Source organism: Micromonospora sp. KC721 (assembly GCF_004348355.1).
Lineage (GTDB): Bacteria > Actinomycetota > Actinomycetes > Mycobacteriales > Micromonosporaceae > Micromonospora.
Window position 1 is genome coordinate 24,119 of sequence record NZ_SMJY01000033.1, and the last position, 15,821, is coordinate 39,939.

Annotated in this window: 15 protein-coding genes; 6 read left to right on the plus strand and 9 right to left on the minus strand. The window is 73.7% G+C overall.

Annotated elements, in window-relative coordinates; all coding sequences use genetic code 11:
* Nucleotides 1-40 precede the first annotated feature (40 nt).
* Together hutI and hutH are read left to right on the plus strand one after the other, a co-directional pair.
* Nucleotides 41-1,225: an imidazolonepropionase gene (gene hutI, locus E1182_RS08875; protein WP_132262852.1), complete on the plus strand. Its 1,185-nt coding sequence runs from the start codon at nucleotides 41-43 to the stop codon at nucleotides 1,223-1,225.
* Entirely contained in the window at nucleotides 1,222-2,760 is a 1,539-nt protein-coding gene (gene hutH / locus E1182_RS08880) for a histidine ammonia-lyase (RefSeq protein WP_132262811.1), read from the plus strand. The genes hutI and hutH overlap by 4 nt, the downstream gene beginning before the upstream one ends.
* Nucleotides 2,761-2,850: 90 nt before the next feature.
* On the opposite strand, the gene rdgB is transcribed toward hutH, so the two are convergent.
* From rdgB to E1182_RS08925, 9 genes are all read right to left on the minus strand, one after another.
* The gene (rdgB, locus tag E1182_RS08885) at nucleotides 2,851-3,465 is read right to left on the minus strand and encodes an RdgB/HAM1 family non-canonical purine NTP pyrophosphatase (RefSeq protein WP_132262813.1); all 615 of its coding nucleotides are present in this window, start codon (nucleotides 3,463-3,465) and stop codon (nucleotides 2,851-2,853) included.
* Between the two features lie 52 nt (nucleotides 3,466-3,517).
* The gene (gene rph, locus E1182_RS08890) at nucleotides 3,518-4,246 is read right to left on the minus strand and encodes a ribonuclease PH (RefSeq protein ID WP_132262815.1); all 729 of its coding nucleotides are present in this window, start codon (nucleotides 4,244-4,246) and stop codon (nucleotides 3,518-3,520) included.
* Between the two features lie 65 nt (nucleotides 4,247-4,311).
* A complete protein-coding gene (locus E1182_RS08895) occupies nucleotides 4,312-5,058 on the minus strand; it encodes an MBL fold metallo-hydrolase (RefSeq protein WP_132262817.1) in 747 nt (248 codons plus the stop codon).
* A 195-nt stretch (nucleotides 5,059-5,253) separates the two neighbouring features.
* Entirely contained in the window at nucleotides 5,254-6,219 is a 966-nt protein-coding gene (locus E1182_RS08900) for a PLP-dependent cysteine synthase family protein (RefSeq protein WP_132262819.1), read from the minus strand.
* Nucleotides 6,220-6,230: 11 nt separating this feature from the next.
* Complete coding sequence (locus tag E1182_RS08905) at nucleotides 6,231-6,596, minus strand: MoaD family protein (protein ID WP_132262821.1); 366 nt, start codon at nucleotides 6,594-6,596, stop codon at nucleotides 6,231-6,233.
* A gap of 68 nt (nucleotides 6,597-6,664) precedes the next feature.
* Entirely contained in the window at nucleotides 6,665-7,153 is a 489-nt protein-coding gene (locus tag E1182_RS08910) for a Mov34/MPN/PAD-1 family protein (protein WP_132262823.1), read from the minus strand.
* 55 nt (nucleotides 7,154-7,208) lie between these two features.
* Complete coding sequence (locus E1182_RS08915) at nucleotides 7,209-7,703, minus strand: DUF2017 domain-containing protein (RefSeq protein WP_207914149.1); 495 nt, start codon at nucleotides 7,701-7,703, stop codon at nucleotides 7,209-7,211.
* Nucleotides 7,704-7,823: 120 nt separating this feature from the next.
* Nucleotides 7,824-8,114 (minus strand): ATP-dependent Clp protease adapter ClpS, encoded by a 291-nt coding sequence (clpS, locus tag E1182_RS08920; RefSeq protein ID WP_132262827.1) that lies wholly within the window; start codon nucleotides 8,112-8,114, stop codon nucleotides 7,824-7,826.
* 115 nt (nucleotides 8,115-8,229) lie between these two features.
* Nucleotides 8,230-9,810: a hypothetical protein gene (locus E1182_RS08925; protein ID WP_132262829.1), complete on the minus strand. Its 1,581-nt coding sequence runs from the start codon at nucleotides 9,808-9,810 to the stop codon at nucleotides 8,230-8,232.
* Nucleotides 9,811-10,006: 196 nt separating this feature from the next.
* Here E1182_RS08925 and E1182_RS08930 point away from each other — a divergent pair, with 196 nt between their 5' ends.
* The 4 genes from E1182_RS08930 to E1182_RS08945 form a co-directional block, all read left to right on the plus strand.
* Nucleotides 10,007-12,685, plus strand: a complete 2,679-nt coding sequence (locus tag E1182_RS08930) for a LuxR family transcriptional regulator (protein ID WP_132262831.1) — start codon at nucleotides 10,007-10,009, stop codon at nucleotides 12,683-12,685.
* A 16-nt stretch (nucleotides 12,686-12,701) separates the two neighbouring features.
* Complete coding sequence (locus E1182_RS08935) at nucleotides 12,702-13,988, plus strand: nicotinate phosphoribosyltransferase (protein WP_132262833.1); 1,287 nt, start codon at nucleotides 12,702-12,704, stop codon at nucleotides 13,986-13,988.
* 12 nt (nucleotides 13,989-14,000) lie between these two features.
* Complete coding sequence (locus E1182_RS08940; RefSeq protein ID WP_132262835.1) at nucleotides 14,001-14,582, plus strand: nicotinamidase; 582 nt, start codon at nucleotides 14,001-14,003, stop codon at nucleotides 14,580-14,582.
* 64 nt (nucleotides 14,583-14,646) lie between these two features.
* On the plus strand, nucleotides 14,647-15,821 hold a 1,175-nt coding region (locus E1182_RS08945; RefSeq protein ID WP_132262837.1), incomplete at its 3' end, for an MFS transporter.

Sequence of the window (15,821 nt, forward strand, 5' to 3'; positions counted from 1 at the left end):
GCGGCCGGCTGCCGGGCGGGCGGCCCGCGGCACCGGCAGCCTGTTGGTGGACAACATCGGTGAGCTGGTCACCAACACCGCCGACGGAGAAGGTCGGCTGGGCCTGCGCCGGGGTGCCGCGCTGCTGGTCGAGGAGGGGCAGGTGGCCTGGATCGGGTCGGCCCGGGACGCGCCCGCCGCCGACCGGCGCATCGACGCCGAGGGTGGCGCGGTGCTGCCGGGCTTCGTGGACAGCCACGCCCACCTGGTCTTCGCCGGGGACCGGGCCGCCGAGTTCGCCGCCCGGATGGCCGGTCAGCCATACACCGGGGGCGGCATCCGCACCACCGTCGGCGCGACCCGCGCGGCCTCCGACGACGAGCTGCGGGCCACGGTGCGCCGGCTGCGCGGCGAGGCCATGCGCCAGGGCACCACCACCATCGAGATCAAGAGCGGGTACGGGCTCACCGTCGCCGACGAGGCCCGCTCGCTGCGGATCGCCGCCGAGGTCACCGAGGACACCACCTTCCTCGGCGCACACGTCGTCCCCGCCGAGTACGCCGACCGGCCGGACGACTACGTGGGCCTGGTCTGCGGGCCGATGCTCGCCGCCGCCGCCCCGTACGCCCGCTGGATCGACGTGTTCTGCGAGCGGGGGGCGTTCGACGTCGACCACGCCCGGGCGATCCTCGCCTGCGGGCGGGCAGCCGGGCTGGGCGTACGGGTGCACGCCAACCAGCTCGGCCCCGGACCGGGCGTGCGGCTCGGGGTGGAACTCGGCGCGGCCAGCGTCGACCACTGCACCCACCTGACCGACGCGGACGTCGACGCCCTCGCCTCGACCACCGTGGACCTGACGTCCGGGCCGGTGACCACCACGGTCGCCACCCTGCTGCCCGGGGCGGAGTTCTCCACCCGGTCGCCGTACCCGGACGCGCGGCGGCTGCTCGACACCGGGGTGACCGTGGCGCTGGCCACCGACTGCAACCCCGGGTCGTCGTACACCTCGTCGATGCCGTTCTGCGTGGCGCTCGCCGTACGCGAGATGCGGATGACCCCGGCGGAGGCCGTCTGGGCGGCGACCGCCGGCGGGGCGCGGGCGCTGCGCCGCGACGACGTCGGGGTGCTGCGGTCCGGCGCCCGGGCCGACCTGATGATCCTCGACGCCCCGTCCCACCTGCACCTGGCCTACCGGCCCGGTGTCCCCCTGATCCGCCAGGTCCTGTTCAACGGAGTGCCGCAATGACGAACGTGACTGTCCAGCCCACCGGGATCTCCCCCGCCGACGTGCTCGCCGTGGCGCGCGGCGCCGCCACGGTCGTCCTCGACCCGTCGACCGTCGAGGCGATGGTGGCCAGCCGGTCCATCGTGGACGGCATCGAGGCCGCCGGCCGCCCCGTGTACGGCGTCTCCACCGGTTTCGGAGCCCTGGCCAACACGTTCGTCGCGCCCGAGCGGCGGGCCGAACTCCAGCACGCGCTGATCCGCTCGCACGCCGCCGGGATCGGCGCCCCGATGCCCCGCGAGGTGGTCCGGGCGATGATGCTGCTGCGGGTACGCTCCCTCGCGCTCGGCCGCTCCGGCGTGCGCCCGCTGGTCGCCGAAGCCCTGGTCGACCTGCTCAACCACGAGGTCACCCCATGGGTGCCGGAGCACGGCTCGCTCGGTGCCTCCGGCGACCTGGCGCCGCTGGCCCACTGCGCGCTGGTGCTGCTCGGCGAGGGTTGGGTGCTCGGTCCGGCCGGCGAGCGGGTGCCCGCCGCCGACGCGCTGCGCCGGGCCGGGCTGGCACCGGTCGCGCTGGCCGCCAAGGAGGGGCTGGCGCTGATCAACGGCACCGACGGGATGCTCGGCATGCTGCTGCTGGCCATCCACGACGCCCGGCACCTGTTCACCATGTCCGACGTGACCGCGGCGCTGGCGATCGAGGCGATGCTCGGCTCGGAGCGGCCGTTCCTGCCGGAGCTGCACACCATCCGGCCGCACCCCGGCCAGGCCGCGTCGGCGGCGAACATCCACCGGCTGTTGCAGCACTCGGCGGTGATGGACTCGCACCGCGACGACCTGGCGCACGCCGTGCAGGACGCGTACTCGATGCGCTGCGCGCCGCAGGTGGCCGGCGCGGCCCGGGACACCCTCGACTTCGCCGAGACGGTGGCGGCGCGCGAGTTGCTGTCGGTGGTGGACAACCCGGTGGTGCTGCCGGACGGCCGGGTCGAGTCCACCGGCAACTTCCACGGCGCACCGCTCGGTTTCGCCGCCGACTACCTGGCCATCGCCGCCGCCGAGGTGGGCGCGATCGCCGAGCGCCGGGTCGACCGGCTGCTGGACGTGGCCCGCAACCGGGACCTGCCGGCGTTCCTGTCCCCCGACGCCGGGGTCAACTCGGGACTGATGATCGCCCAGTACACGGCCGCCGGCATCGTCGCGGAGAACCGCCGGCTCGCCGCGCCCGCGTCGGTCGATTCGCTGCCCACCAGCGGCATGCAGGAGGACCACGTCTCGATGGGCTGGGCGGCGACCAAGAAGCTGCGTACCGTGCTGGACAACCTGACCAGCCTGCTCGCGGTGGAACTGCTGGCCGCCGTACGCGGGTTGCAGCTGCGCGCGCCGCTGACGCCGTCCCCGGCCGGCCGGGCGGCCGTCGCCGCGCTGGGCGGGATCGCCGGGGAGCCGGGGCCGGACGTCTTCCTCGCCCCGGTGCTGGAGGCGGCCCGCACGGTGCTGACCGGGCCGGAACTGCGGGCGACGATCGAACGCGAGGTCGGCCCGCTCGGGTGAGCCGGTCCTGTCCCGCCCCGGCTCACGACGCGACCGGGGCGGGCGTGGGCTCGACCCAGGTGGGCTCGCCCCGGACCGGCTCGGCTTGACTCAGGCCGACGGCAGCACCTTCGCGACCAGCTTGGCCAGCTCGCGCAGCGCCTTCCCGCGGTGGCTGATCGCGTCCTTCTCGTCCGGCGTCAGCTCGGCGTTGGTCCGCTCCTGACCGTCACCGAGGAAGATCGGGTCGTAACCGAAGCCGCCCTCGCCGCGCGGCGCGCGCAGCAGCCGACCGCTCTGCCGACCGTCGACCAGGTGCTCCTTGCCACCGGGCAGCACCAGCGCGACCGTGCAGACGAACGACGCGCCCCGGTGCTCGTCGGGCAGGTCGGCGATCTGGTCGAGCAGGAGCTGGAGGTTGGCCCGGTCGTCGCCGTGCCGGCCGGCCCAGCGGGCGCTGAACACCCCCGGCATACCGTTCAGCGCGTCCACCGCGATGCCCGAGTCGTCGGCGATGGTCGGCAGGCCGGTCCGCCGGCAACCCTCCCGCGCCTTGATCAGAGCGTTCTCGCCGAAGGTCAAGCCGCTCTCCGGCAGTTCCGGGTACTCCTCGACGTCGTCCAACCCGACCAGGGCGATCCGGTGCGCGCCGAGCGCCCCGTCGAGGATCCGCTGCAACTCGACGAGCTTCTTGCGGTTACGGGTGGCCAGCAGGACCTTGTTCATGATGGGTCACCTTCGTTCGCGACTACCAGGCGCGCGGGCCAACCCGTCGCGCTCACGACGAGAGCGCCTTGCGCTGCGCCTCGGCCAGTTCCAGACAGCCTGCCACGCCCAGGTCGAGCAGCGCGTCCAACTGCCCCCGGGAGAAGACGCCGTCCTCCCCGGTCCCCTGCACCTCGACGAACTCGCCGGTGCCGGTGCAGACCACGTTCATGTCCACCTCGGCGGCGACGTCCTCGGCGTAGTTCAGGTCCAGCCTCGGCTCCCCGGCGACGATGCCGACGCTGATCGCGGCCACCGACCGGTGCATGACCTTCTCCGGCTTGCCGGCCAGCGACCGGCGGGCGGCCAGCCAGGTCACCGCGTCGTGCAACGCCACGTACGCGCCGGTGATCGCCGCCGTGCGGGTGCCACCGTCGGCCTGGAGCACGTCGCAGTCGAGCACGATCGAGTTCTCGCCGAGCGCCTTCAGGTCGATGCTGGCGCGCAGGCTCCGGCCGATCAACCGGGAGATCTCATGGGTGCGACCCCCGATCTTCCCGCGGACGCTCTCCCGGTCGGAGCGGGTGTTCGTGGCCCGCGGCAGCATCGCGTACTCGGCGGTCACCCAGCCGAGGCCGGAGCCCTTGCGCCAGCGGGGCACACCCTCGGTGACGCTGGCGGTGCAGAGCACCCGGGTGTCGCCGAACTCGACGAGCACCGACCCCTCCGGGTGGCTGCTCCAGCCGCGGGTCAGGGTCACCGGTCGAAGGTGGTCGGGCAGCCGCCCGTCAGGTCGCGCCATCCCTGCACCCTATGCGGTCGGGTGATCCAACCGTTCCCGGGTGCCCTCCACCGGTGGCCGGTGTCTCAGATGTCGTACGCGGCTCCGGCGCGGACCACTTCCAGCGGCCCGGTGTACGCCGACGCCGCCGCCTCGAGGGTGTGCGCCTCGCTGCCCCAGGCGGCCACCAGATGGGTGAGCAGCAGCCGACCCACCCCCGCCTTGGTGGCCGCCTCGCCGGCCTCCCGGCCGGTCAGGTGCAGATCCGGCGGGTTGTCCACGCCGTCGAGGTAGCTGGCCTCGCAGAGGAAGACGTCGGCGTCCTGGGCCAGCCGCAGCAGCGCGTCGCAGGGGGCGGTGTCCGAGGAGTAGCAGAGCACCCGTCCGCCGTGTTCCAGCCGCACCCCGTACGTCTCGACGGGGTGGTTCATCCGGTCCACGGTGACGGTGAACGGGCCGATCGGGAAGGTGCCCGGCTGGAGGCCGTAGAACTGGTAGACGTCCTCGACGGTGCTGTCCTCCTGGCCGTACACGGCGGCGAGCCGGTCCGGGGCACCGGAGGGGGCGTAGACCGGCAGCGGCGGGTACGGGCCGTCCGGCGCGTACCGGCGGACCACCACGTACGAGGCGGCATCGAGGATGTGGTCGCAGTGCAGGTGGGTGAGGAGGATGGCGTCGGGGGCGTGCAGGCCCACATAGCGTTGGAGGGTGGACAGCGAGCCGGAACCGAAGTCCACCAGCAGCCGGTACCCCTCCGCCTCGACCAGGTAGGCGGAACAGGGGGACTCGGGGCCGGGGAAGCTGCCCGCGCAGCCGAGCACCATCAGTCTCATCCGGTCGCCCCGCTGTCACTCACAGTAGTCGACACGCCGGTGTCAGCACCGCCGATGATCTCTACCGACGCGTACGCCACGCTGCGCAGCCTACGCGCAGCGACGGCGGGCAAGAATCATCTACTGGAACTTGTCACCAACGTGACACCCACGCGGGCGGCCGGCGGTCCGCCGGCCGCCCGCGGGGTCGGACGCTCACGCCCAGAGCTGGCCTTCGAGGGCATTCTCCGCGTCGGCCAGGGTGCCGCCGTAGGCACCGGTCGACAGGTACTTCCAGCCGCCGTCAGCGATCACGAAGGCCACGTCGGCCCGGCGTCCGTCGCGTACCGCCTCGTGCGCCACGGCGAGGGCGGCGTGCAGGATCGCCCCGGTGGAGAAGCCGGCGAAGATCCCCTCCACCTCCACCAACTGCCGGGTACGCAGCACGGCGTCCCGGGTGCCGACGGAGAAACGCCGGCTGAGCACGGTGGCGTCGTACAACTCGGGGACGTACCCCTCGTCGATGTTGCGCAGGCCGTAGACCAGCTCGCCGTAGCGCGGCTCGGCGGCGACGACCTGGATGCCGTCGACCTTCTCGCGCAGGTACCGTCCGGTGCCCATCAGGGTGCCGGTGGTGCCCAGCCCCGCCACGAAGTGGGTGATCGTGGGCAGGTCGTGCAGCAACTCCGGCCCGGTCGTCTCGTAGTGCGCCCGGGCGTTGGCCTCGTTGCCGTACTGGAAGAGCATCACCCAGTCCGGATGCTCGGCCGCGATCTGCTTCGCGGTCGCCACGGCCTGGTTCGAGCCGCCGGCGGCCGGCGAGAAGATGATTTCCGCGCCGTACATCCGGAGCAGCTGCACCCGCTCGGTGGAGACGTTCTCCGGCATCACGCAGACCAGTCGGTACCCGCGCAGCTTGGCCACCATGGCCAGGGAGATGCCGGTGTTGCCGCTGGTCGGCTCGAGGATGGTGTCCCCGGGGCGGAGCCGGCCGGCCTGCTCGGCCGCGCGAACCATGAACAGGGCCGCGCGGTCCTTGATGCTGCCGGTCGGATTCCGGTCCTCCAGCTTGGCCCAGAGCCGCACCGGCGGCGCCCCCTCGGGCACCGTCGGCGAGAGCCGCGGCAACCCCACCAGGGGGGTGCCGCCGCAGGCGTCGAGCAGGCTGTCGTACCGCGCCATGACGGCCGCCCTCAGTGGGCGGCGACGGCCGCGTCGTGCGCCACGCGCCCGGCGACGGAAGCACGGTGCTGGCTGAGCGCGGCTGCCGCCGCGAAGCCGAACGCGCCGCCGGCGACCGCGGGCAGGATGGTCACACTGTCGCCGTCGTTGAGCTTGGCGTCCAGCGCGCCGAGGAAGCGGACGTCCTCGTCGTTGACGTAGACGTTGACGAAGCGGTGCAGCGCGCCGGCGTCGGTGACCAGCCGGGCCTTCAGGCCGGCGTGCCGGGAGTCCAGGTCGGTGAGCAGGTCACCCAGGGTGTCCCCGGCGCCCTCGACGACCTTCGCGCCGCCGGTGTAGCTGCGCAGGATGGTGGGGATGCGAACCTCGATGGCCATGATGTCGTGCTCCTTGGTCGGGTGTGCTTCGGTGACGGGACGTGAACGGTGGAACGGCGCTGAGGAGGTCAGCGGCCGGAACACTCGTAATCGACCGTCGCCGGGCTCTGCCCGAACATGTAGGACTGCACGGCGTGCGGGTCAACAGCAGCGTCCACGATCCGCACCGGCTCCTCGGTCACCACGCCGTCGACGATCCGGAAGGAGCGGATCTCCTCCGTGTCGGGCTCGCGGGTGGAGACCAGTAGGTAGTGGGCCCCGGGCTCACCGGCGAAGGAGACGTCCGTGCGGGACGGGTACGCCTCCGTCGCGGTGTGCGAGTGGTAGATGACGACCGGCTCCTCGTCGCGGTCGTCCATCTCCCGCCACACCCGCAACTGCTCCATCGAGTCGAACTCGTAGAAGGTCATCGAGCGGGCGGCATTGTCCATCGGGATGTGCCGGGTGGGGGTGTCGCTGCCGGCGGGACCGGCGACCACGCCACACGCCTCGTCGGGGTGGTCCCGACGCGCGTGGGCGACGATCGCCTCGACGATCGACCGGTCGATGCTCAGCACGTGCCCCAGCCTAGCGCCCACCGGCCGCACGGGGCGAGGCGGCGACCGTCACAGTTCAGTCGATCAGGGCGTTGAGCAGGGATTCCTGAAGGTAACCCAGGTAGGCGTAGACCGACAGTTGGAACACCCGGGACGAGGTCGGGTCCTCGGCGACCGCCTCGTCGAGCTCCTCGCCCAGGTCGGTGCCGTCCTTGATCTCCAGCCGGACGCCCATCGCGAGCCGGGCGTCGTTGAGCGCCCGCAGCCACGCCTCGGCCGCCTCGGCGTCGAGCCGCACCTCGCCGCCGGCGCTGTCCGGCAGCGCGGCCAGGATCGCGCCCGCCTGGTCGATCTTGGCGGTCTTCAGGTCGCCCTCGGTGTACCGGCGGAACTCGGCCGTGCCCGTCGGGTCGTCCGGATACACCTCGGGAAAGAGCCGCCCGACGACCGGGTCACCGTGGTCGAACCCGTCGGTGAGCAGCCCGACCACCTCGGAGGCGACCTTGCGCAGCACGCGCACCTCGTCGACGGCGAAGGTGGCGACGTAGCGGTCGCCCTGGCGGCGGAACATGCTCACGATTGCCGTCCTGTTCGCGACTGCGGGGCTCGCAACCCCGGCTCACTCCTCGCGCTCACGACTGCCGTCCTGTTCGCGACTGCGGGGCTCGCAACCCCGGCTCACTCCTCGCGCTCACGAGCGTTCCACCGTCGCCCACAGCCCGTAAGCGTGCAGCTGCGAGGCGTCGTGCTCCATCCGCTCCCGGGCTCCGGTCGACACCACCGCCTTGCCCTTGTGGTGCACGTCCAGCATGAGCTGCTCCGCCTTCTCTCGGCTGTACCCGAAGAGCTTCTGAAAAACCCAGGTCACGTACGTCATGAGATTCACCGGGTCGTCCCAGACGATCGTCACCCAAGGCCGGTCCGAGACCGGCACCTCGTCGGTGTCCGGCGTCTCGACCGGTGCAACCTGTGGAGCCGCCATGCCTCCCATCGTGCCACCGGATCCGGCGATTCGAGGAACCGGAACGCCGGGGCCGCCCGGATCACCCTCCCCGACGGCAGCGGTGGGAGCGCCGGACGGCCCGGACGACGCCCGTTCAGGCGAGCAGGATGCCGTGGTCGAGCGCATCGGAGAGCACCGTGCCGAGCGACAGCCGGACGGCCTCGAACCGGCGGGAGATCTCGCGGGACAGTTCCAGTTCCACCTCGCGCAGCACCCGCTGCGCCCAGGACCGGGCGGCACCCTGGTCGTCGTTGCCGGGGCTGCGCCAGTGCTGCCAGCACCCGCCGGAGAGCGCGATCGCGACCGGCGGCAGCACCTCGGCACGGGGCGGGCCGGGATGACCGGCAAGGGCGTCGATCGCGCCGGCGCCGGTCAGGTCACCCACCCCGGCGGTGCTGGTCACCAGTAGCACCCGGGCCAGGCCCGGTCCCGGTGACGGCTCGGCCAGGCCCCAGTGGACTGCGGCGATGATCCGCCGACGGACCCCCTCGGCCACCGGAGCGCCGAAGATCCGCGCGGCGGCCTCGTCGACGATCGCGCGTACCGCGTGGTCGCAGGCGAGGGTGGCCAGCAGCGAGAGCGCCTCCATCTCGCGGTCGAGCAGTTGCGGCAGGCCCGCGCAGCCCACCCCGAAGACGATCTCCTGGACCGCCCGCAGATGGGTGTTGGCCAGTTCGAGCGCGAGGTGTTGGCGGATGCTGCGGGCGCAGGTGCGGGTCTGCCGCTCCAGCCACTCCGACCAGCCTCCGGTGTCGACATCCGGCCGGACGGGCACCCGGCCGTGCGCGCCGGGCAGCACCAGCGGCTGGAGACTGCCCCGACGCAGCGCCTCGTCGGCTGCCCAGCCGGTCAGAGCCCGGTGCAGGTCGGGATGCTGCGCCCGGTGCACCGGGAACCAGCGCGCGTCGGCCAGGGCCGGCACGGCGGCCAGTAGCGCCGCCCGGTGCGCCTCCACGGCCACCCCGGCGGGGTCGACCGGGGCCGCCACGTCGCCCGCCGCAGCCGGCAGGGCCGGCGCGCCGGCCGGAGGTGGTGCCCCCGCCTCACCCGCCGGAGACGATGCCGCCGGGTCGACCGGAGTCCAGCCGCCCGCGCCCGGGGTGACCACGAAGAAGACCCTCGCCCGCGCCCGAGCCACCTCGGCGAGCAGGTGCAGCTCCGCGGCGCTGAACGCCTGGTCAGCGCCGATCACGAAGAGCAGCGCGCCGCCGCGGCCCACCGCGTCCAGGAGCACCCGCCCACCGGCGACGCCGAGAGTGTCGGTGTCCGGCGTGTCGAGCACCGCGAAGTACCGCAGCAGCGACTCCGGCAGGCTCAATTCGACCCGGCGCGGAGGCCGGGCCAGGGCGGGGCCGGCCGCGGCCTGGTCCGCACCGTAGATGTGCGGCTGCCGGTAGCCCGGCACGTACGCGGCCCGGGTGGCGACCCGGGCGTACCGGATGAGCAGCGTGCTGCCGGCCGGCACGGTGAGCATGCCGGCGGGGACGCCCAGCAGGGCGGCGAGCACCTCACGCCGGGCGGCGCCGGCCGGGCCGGCGGCGACCACGGTGAGCGGGTCGTCGGCACCGGGCTCGGTGACCCCGAGGCGGGTCGGCAGCGGCCCGCACCCGGCCAGCGTGGTGGCCCGGCCCGGTTCGTCGGGCACGTCGATCCCGGGAAGTGGACCGGATCTCATCGGCAGCTCCCGGTGAGGGCGGACGGTGCGGCGCCCGCCGGAACCGTCGGGTGCGGTAGCACCCGGATGCCGGAAGGGTAAAGGCTTCCACCGACTCGTACGGGACACCACGATACTCAGCGGTAATCGCCGGATTACTCAACTTCACAGCGTGACGGTGCCTACGCGGACGGATTTCCGTCGATATGCTGCTCCGATGAGTCGGTGGTGTTTCGTCGGCCGAACGGATGAACTTGACTGTCTGCGATCGGCGGTGGAAGGGGTCGAGGGGCGGGGCCTCTTCTTCAGCGGCACAGCCGGCATCGGCAAGAGTCGGCTGCTGCGGGAGGGGGTCGCGGCCCTGCCGGCCGACCGGTACGCGATCTGGTCCGTCGCGGCCAGCACCGCCACCGCCGCTCTACCCTTCGGTGGGCTGGCCCAGGTCCTCCCCGCCGAGCAGCCGCAGGGGCTCTCCCCGGCCGGCGTGCTGCGCTGGGCGGTGGAGGTGCTGCAGGAACAGGCCGCCGGCCGGCGGATCGTGCTGGCCATCGACGACGCCCACCTGCTCGACCCGCCGTCGGCCGCGCTGGTCCACCTGCTCGCCCGGCAAGAGAACACCGTCGTGCTGGGGACGCTGCGCAACGGCGAGCAGATCCCGTTGCCGATCCGCGCACTGTGGACCGACGACCTGGTCACCCACGTCGAGCTGGCCCCGCTGGGCCCCAGCGAGACCAGCGACCTGCTCGCCGCCATCCTGGACGGCCCGGTCGACGCCTGCTCGGCCGACCGGCTCGCCAAGCTCTCCGCCGGCAATCCGCTGCTCCTGCGCGAACTGGTGCACGCCGCGAACGGCGGCGGTGAACTGGACCGCCGCTACGGCGTGTGGCGGTGGACCGGGCGGCTGGAACTGGCCCCCAGCCTCACCGACCTGATCGACACCCGGATCGGCCGGCTGGAACCCGGGGTTCGGGCCGTGGTGGAGCTGGTCGCCGTCGGCGAGCCCCTCGGTCTGCACCTGCTCAACCAGGCCGCCGACCCGACCGACGTGGAGGTCGCCGAGGAACGCGGCCTGATCACGATGGTCGGGGACGACCGTCGGCTCGACGTCCGGCTGGCCCACCCGCTCTACGGCGAGGTGCTGCGTCGCAACTGCCCGGTCAGCCGGACCAGGCGCCTGCGGGCCCGGCTGGCCGAGCTGGTGGAGGCGGTCGGCGCCCGGCGCCGGGGCGACCTGCTCCGGGTCGCGGTGTGGCGGCTGGACTCGGGCACCGCCCAGGACGGCGCGCTGCTGCGGGCCGCCGCGGCCCAGGCGTTCGCCCGCTACGACGTACCCCTGGCGACCCGGCTGGCCCGCGCGGCGCTCGACCTGGACGGCGGATTCGACGCGGCGGAGTTGCTCGCCACCATCCTGATGTTCGCCGACCGCTCCGACGAGGCGCTGCGCGTGTTGGACGCGGTGGCCGGCGAGGTCGCCGACGACCAGCGGCGCAGCCGCTGGCTGACCGTACGGGGCATGGTCAGCTACTGGGGGCTGAGCCGGGAGTCCACGGTGGACGACGTCGCCCGCGCCGGCGCCGAGCTGAGCGACCCCGGCGACCAGGCCCGGGTACGCGCCTTCGAGGCGATCATGCGGTTGCACCGGCTGGACGTGACCGAGGCGCTGCGGTTGAGCCGGTCGGTGCTGGACCGGCCGGCGGCCGGCGTGGCGGCCCGGGAACTGGCCCGCTGCACCATCGCGCACCTGGACGCCGCCCGCGGGCGGTTCCGGCACAGCGCCTCGGCGATCGCCCGGGTGCAGGCCGAGGCGCCGGCCTGGCGGGCCGACATGCCGTACCTGCAACTGGCGATGGACCTGGCCCGCGGCACCCGGCTGGCGCTCGCCGGTGACCTGGCCGGCATCGACGCGATCGCCGCCGACGAGTTCGCCGACCTGGCGGGGGCGGGCGATTTCCGGCTCGGCACCGGCTACCTGGCGATCCTTCAGGCGTACGCGGCACGGCTGCGCGGGCGCAGCGGCGAGGCCCTGAAGATCAGCCTCGGGGCGTGCGCGGTGCTGGCCACCAGCCGGGTCTACGCCGGCCTGGCCCATGCCGAGCGGGCCCAGGCCGCCGCGTGGCGGGGTGAGGCCGAGGCGGCGGCGGAGGCGATGGCCGAGGCGGACCAGGTGCACACTCCGGGCATGGCGGTGCTCTACCCCTGGCTGGAGCAGGCCCGCGGCGCGGTGCTGGCCGCCGGCGGCGACCTGCCCGGCGCGGTCAAGCACCTCGGCGACCTGGCCGACCGGCTCCGCGCCGACGGGTTCGCCGGACACGAGGTGCTGGTCCTGCACGATCTGGTCCGGCTCGGCGCGGCGGACGCTCCGGTCGGACCCACCTGCACCGACGGCAGCCGCCGCACGGTGGCGCAACGTCTGACCGACCTCTCCGAACGGGTCGACGGGGCACTGCCGCCGCTGATCGCCCGGTACGCCCGCGCCTCGGTTGACGACGACGGTGTCGACCTGCTGGCGGTGGCCGACGCGTTCGCCGAGCGGGGCCTGACCGTGTGGGCCAGCGAGGCCGCCGCGGTGGCGCTGCGGGCGCTGCGCCGGGATCGGGGCAGCGCGGCCACCGCCGCGCACCAACGCTTCGGCGCCCTGGCCGGCGGCTGCGACCAGATCCGCACCCCGGCGCTGGAGGCGCTGCGGCCGACCCTGACCGACCGGGAACGGCAGATCGCCGCCCTGGCCGCCGCGGGGGTGACCAGCCGGGTGATCGCCGAACGCCTCTTCCTGTCCACCCGCACCGTGGAGAACCACCTCCAGCGGGTCTACAGCAAGCTGGGCGTCACCGGGCGGGCCGAGTTACCGGGCGCGTTGCGCTCGATCACGGGCCACGGCGGCGGGCAGCCGGGGTGAACTCTAGGCTGGGATCGTGAGCACCTTTCGTCCCGCACTGTTGACCGACCACTATGAGCTGACCATGGTCAGCGCCGCCCTACGGGACGGCACCGCCGCCCGGCGCTGCGCCTTCGAGGTGTTCAGCCGACGGCTGCCGGCGGGGCGCCGCTACGGGGTGGTCGCCGGGACGGCCCGGCTGGTGGAGTTGATCCACGACTTCCGCTTCGGGGCCGACGAGGTGGAGTTCCTCCGCCGCACCGGGGTGGTCGACGACGCCGCCGCCGAGTGGCTGGCCGGCTACCGGTTCACCGGCGACGTCGACGGGTACGCCGAGGGTGAGCTGTTCTTCCCCGGCTCGCCGATCCTCACCGTCTCCGGCGGCTTCGCCGAGTGCGTGGTGCTGGAGACGCTGGTGCTCTCGGTGCTCAACCACGACTGCGCGGTGGCCGCCGCGGCGGCCCGGATGGTCACCGCGGCGCGCGGGCGCACCCTGATCGAGATGGGGTCCCGGCGGGCGCACGAGGAGGCCGCGGTGGCCGCGGCCCGGGCGGCCTACCTGGCCGGGTTCCGGTTCACCTCGAACCTGGCGGCGGGCCGGCGCTACGGCATCCCCACCGCCGGCACCGCCGCGCACGCGTTCACCCTGCTGCACGACGACGAGCGGGCGGCGTTCGCCTCGCAGGTGGCCACGCTCGGCAAGGAGACCACGCTGCTGGTGGACACGTACGACATCAGCCAGGGCATCCGGAACGCGATCGAGGTGGCCGGGCCGGAGCTGCGGGCGGTCCGCATCGACTCCGGCGACCTGGCCGTGATCGCCCAACAGTCGCGGGAACTGCTCGACTCCCTCGGCGCCACCGAAACCAAGATCATCGTTTCGGGCGACCTGGACGAGTACGCCATCGCGGCGCTCGCCGCCGAGCCGGTCGACATGTACGGTGCCGGCACCGCCGTGGTCACCGGCTCCGGCGCCCCCACCGCCGGCCTGGTCTACAAGCTCGTCGAGGTGGACGGACGCCCGGTGGTCAAGCGCTCCGAACACAAGGGCACCATCGGCGGCCGGAAGGTCGCGGTACGCCGGCACAAGCCGACCGGCACCGCCACCGAGGAGGTCATCGTCCCGCAGGGGGTTCCCGACCGGCAGCCCAACGACCGGCTGCTGCAACGCTCCTTCGTCGTCGACGGGGAGCCGGTCGCGCCGCCCTCCCTGGACGAGTCCCGGGAGCACCTGCGGCAGTGCCTGATCTCCATCCCGTGGGAGGGGTTGAAGCTCTCCGCCGGTGACCCGGCCATCCCGGTCACCGTTGTACCGACCAGCTGAGGGAGGCGACTGATGGCCAACGCCCTGATCATCGTGGACGTGCAGAACGACTTCTGCGAGGGTGGCTCACTCGCGGTCGGTGGGGGTGCCGGCGTGGCCGCCGGGATCTCCCGGCTGCTCGCCGCGGACCCGGGCCGCTGGGACCACGTGGTGGCGACCAAGGACTACCACATCGACCCGGGGTCGCACTTCGGTGACCCACCGGACTACGTCGACTCCTGGCCCCGCCACTGCGTGGTGGGCACGACCGGTTCGGAGTTCCACCCCGAGCTGGAGACCGGTCGGATCGAGGCGATCTTCCACAAGGGGGAGCACGCCGCCGCGTACTCCGGTTTCGAGGGGCACGCCGACGACGGCGAGTGCCTGGCGGACTGGCTGCGCCGCCACGGGGTGGACCGGGTCGACCTGGTGGGCATCGCGACCGACCACTGCGTACGGGCCACCGCGCTGGACGCGGTACGGGAGGGCTTCGAGGCCACGGTGCTGCTCGACCTGACCGCCGCCGTCGCGCCGCAGACCCTCGACCGGGCACTGCGGGAGATGACGGACGCCGGGGTGCGGCTCCCGGGCGAGGCGGTGATGCGCACCGCTTGAGCCGGTATTCGCTTGCCGATGTCGTACCCCCGGCGCAGGATGGCCGCCGGAGGTACGGACCATCATGAACCTGACGCCTTACCGGCAGGTGCTCGCTCTGCCCGGGCTGCGGCCGTTGCTGCTGCTGTCCGTGCTCGCCCGCATCCCGCTCACCGCGACCGGGGTGACGCTGACCTTCTTCGTCGTGCTCGACCTCGGCCGGGGCTACGGCGCGGCCGGCCTGGTCGGCGCCGCGCTGACCGTGGGCGGGGCGATCGGCTCACCGCTGCTCGGCCGCCTGGTCGACCGGCACGGCCTGCGTCCCGTGCTCGCCCTCACGACGGTCGCCGAGGCGGCGTTCTGGGCGAGTGCCCCGGCCCTGCCGTACCCGGTGCTGCTGCCGGCCGCGTTCCTGGCCGGTCTGCTCGCCCTGCCGGTCTTCTCGGTGATCCGCCAGTCGGTCGCCGCGCTGGTGCCGGCCGCGCAACGCCGCCCGGCGTACGCGTTGGACTCGATGTCCGTCGAGTTGTCGTTCATGGTCGGGCCGGCGTTGGCCGTGGCGCTGGCCACCGCCGTCTCGGCCCGGGTCACGCTCTGGGCGGTCGGGGCGGGCGTGGTCGGCGCGGGCGCCGCGCTGTGGTTCATGAATCCACCCACCCGCAGCGCCGACGAGCCGGTCGGGCCGCAACCCCGGGTGCCGCGCCGGCTCTGGCTGACGCCCCGCCTGCTCGCCGTGTTCGCGGTCAGTGCGGCGGCCACCCTGGTGCTCGGCGGCACCGACGTCGCCGTGGTGGCCGTGCTGCGGGCCAGCGGGGAGGTCGGCTGGACCGGGGCCGTGCTCGCCATGTGGGCGGTCGCGTCGCTGGTCGGCGGCTTCGCGTACGGCGCGGTCAAGCGCTCCTTCTCCCCGCTGGCGCTGGCCACCGCGCTCAGCCTCTGCACCATTCCGGTCGGGCTGGGCGGCGGCCACTGGTGGCTGCTCTGCCTGGCGCTGATCCCGGCCGGCGCGCTCTGCGCCCCCACCCTCGCGGCGACCGCCGACGCGGTGAGTCGCCTCGCCCCCGCCAACGTCCGGGGCGAGGCGATGGGCCTGTACGGTTCCGCCGTCACCGTCGGCATGGCGTTGGGCGCGCCGCTGGCGGGCGCGGTGATCGACGCTTCCGCTCCGTTCTGGGGTTTCGCGGTGACCGGCGGGGTCGGGTTGCTGGTCGCGCTGGCGGTGCTTCCGCTGGAGTTGCGCCACCGGCGGCAGCCTCCCAC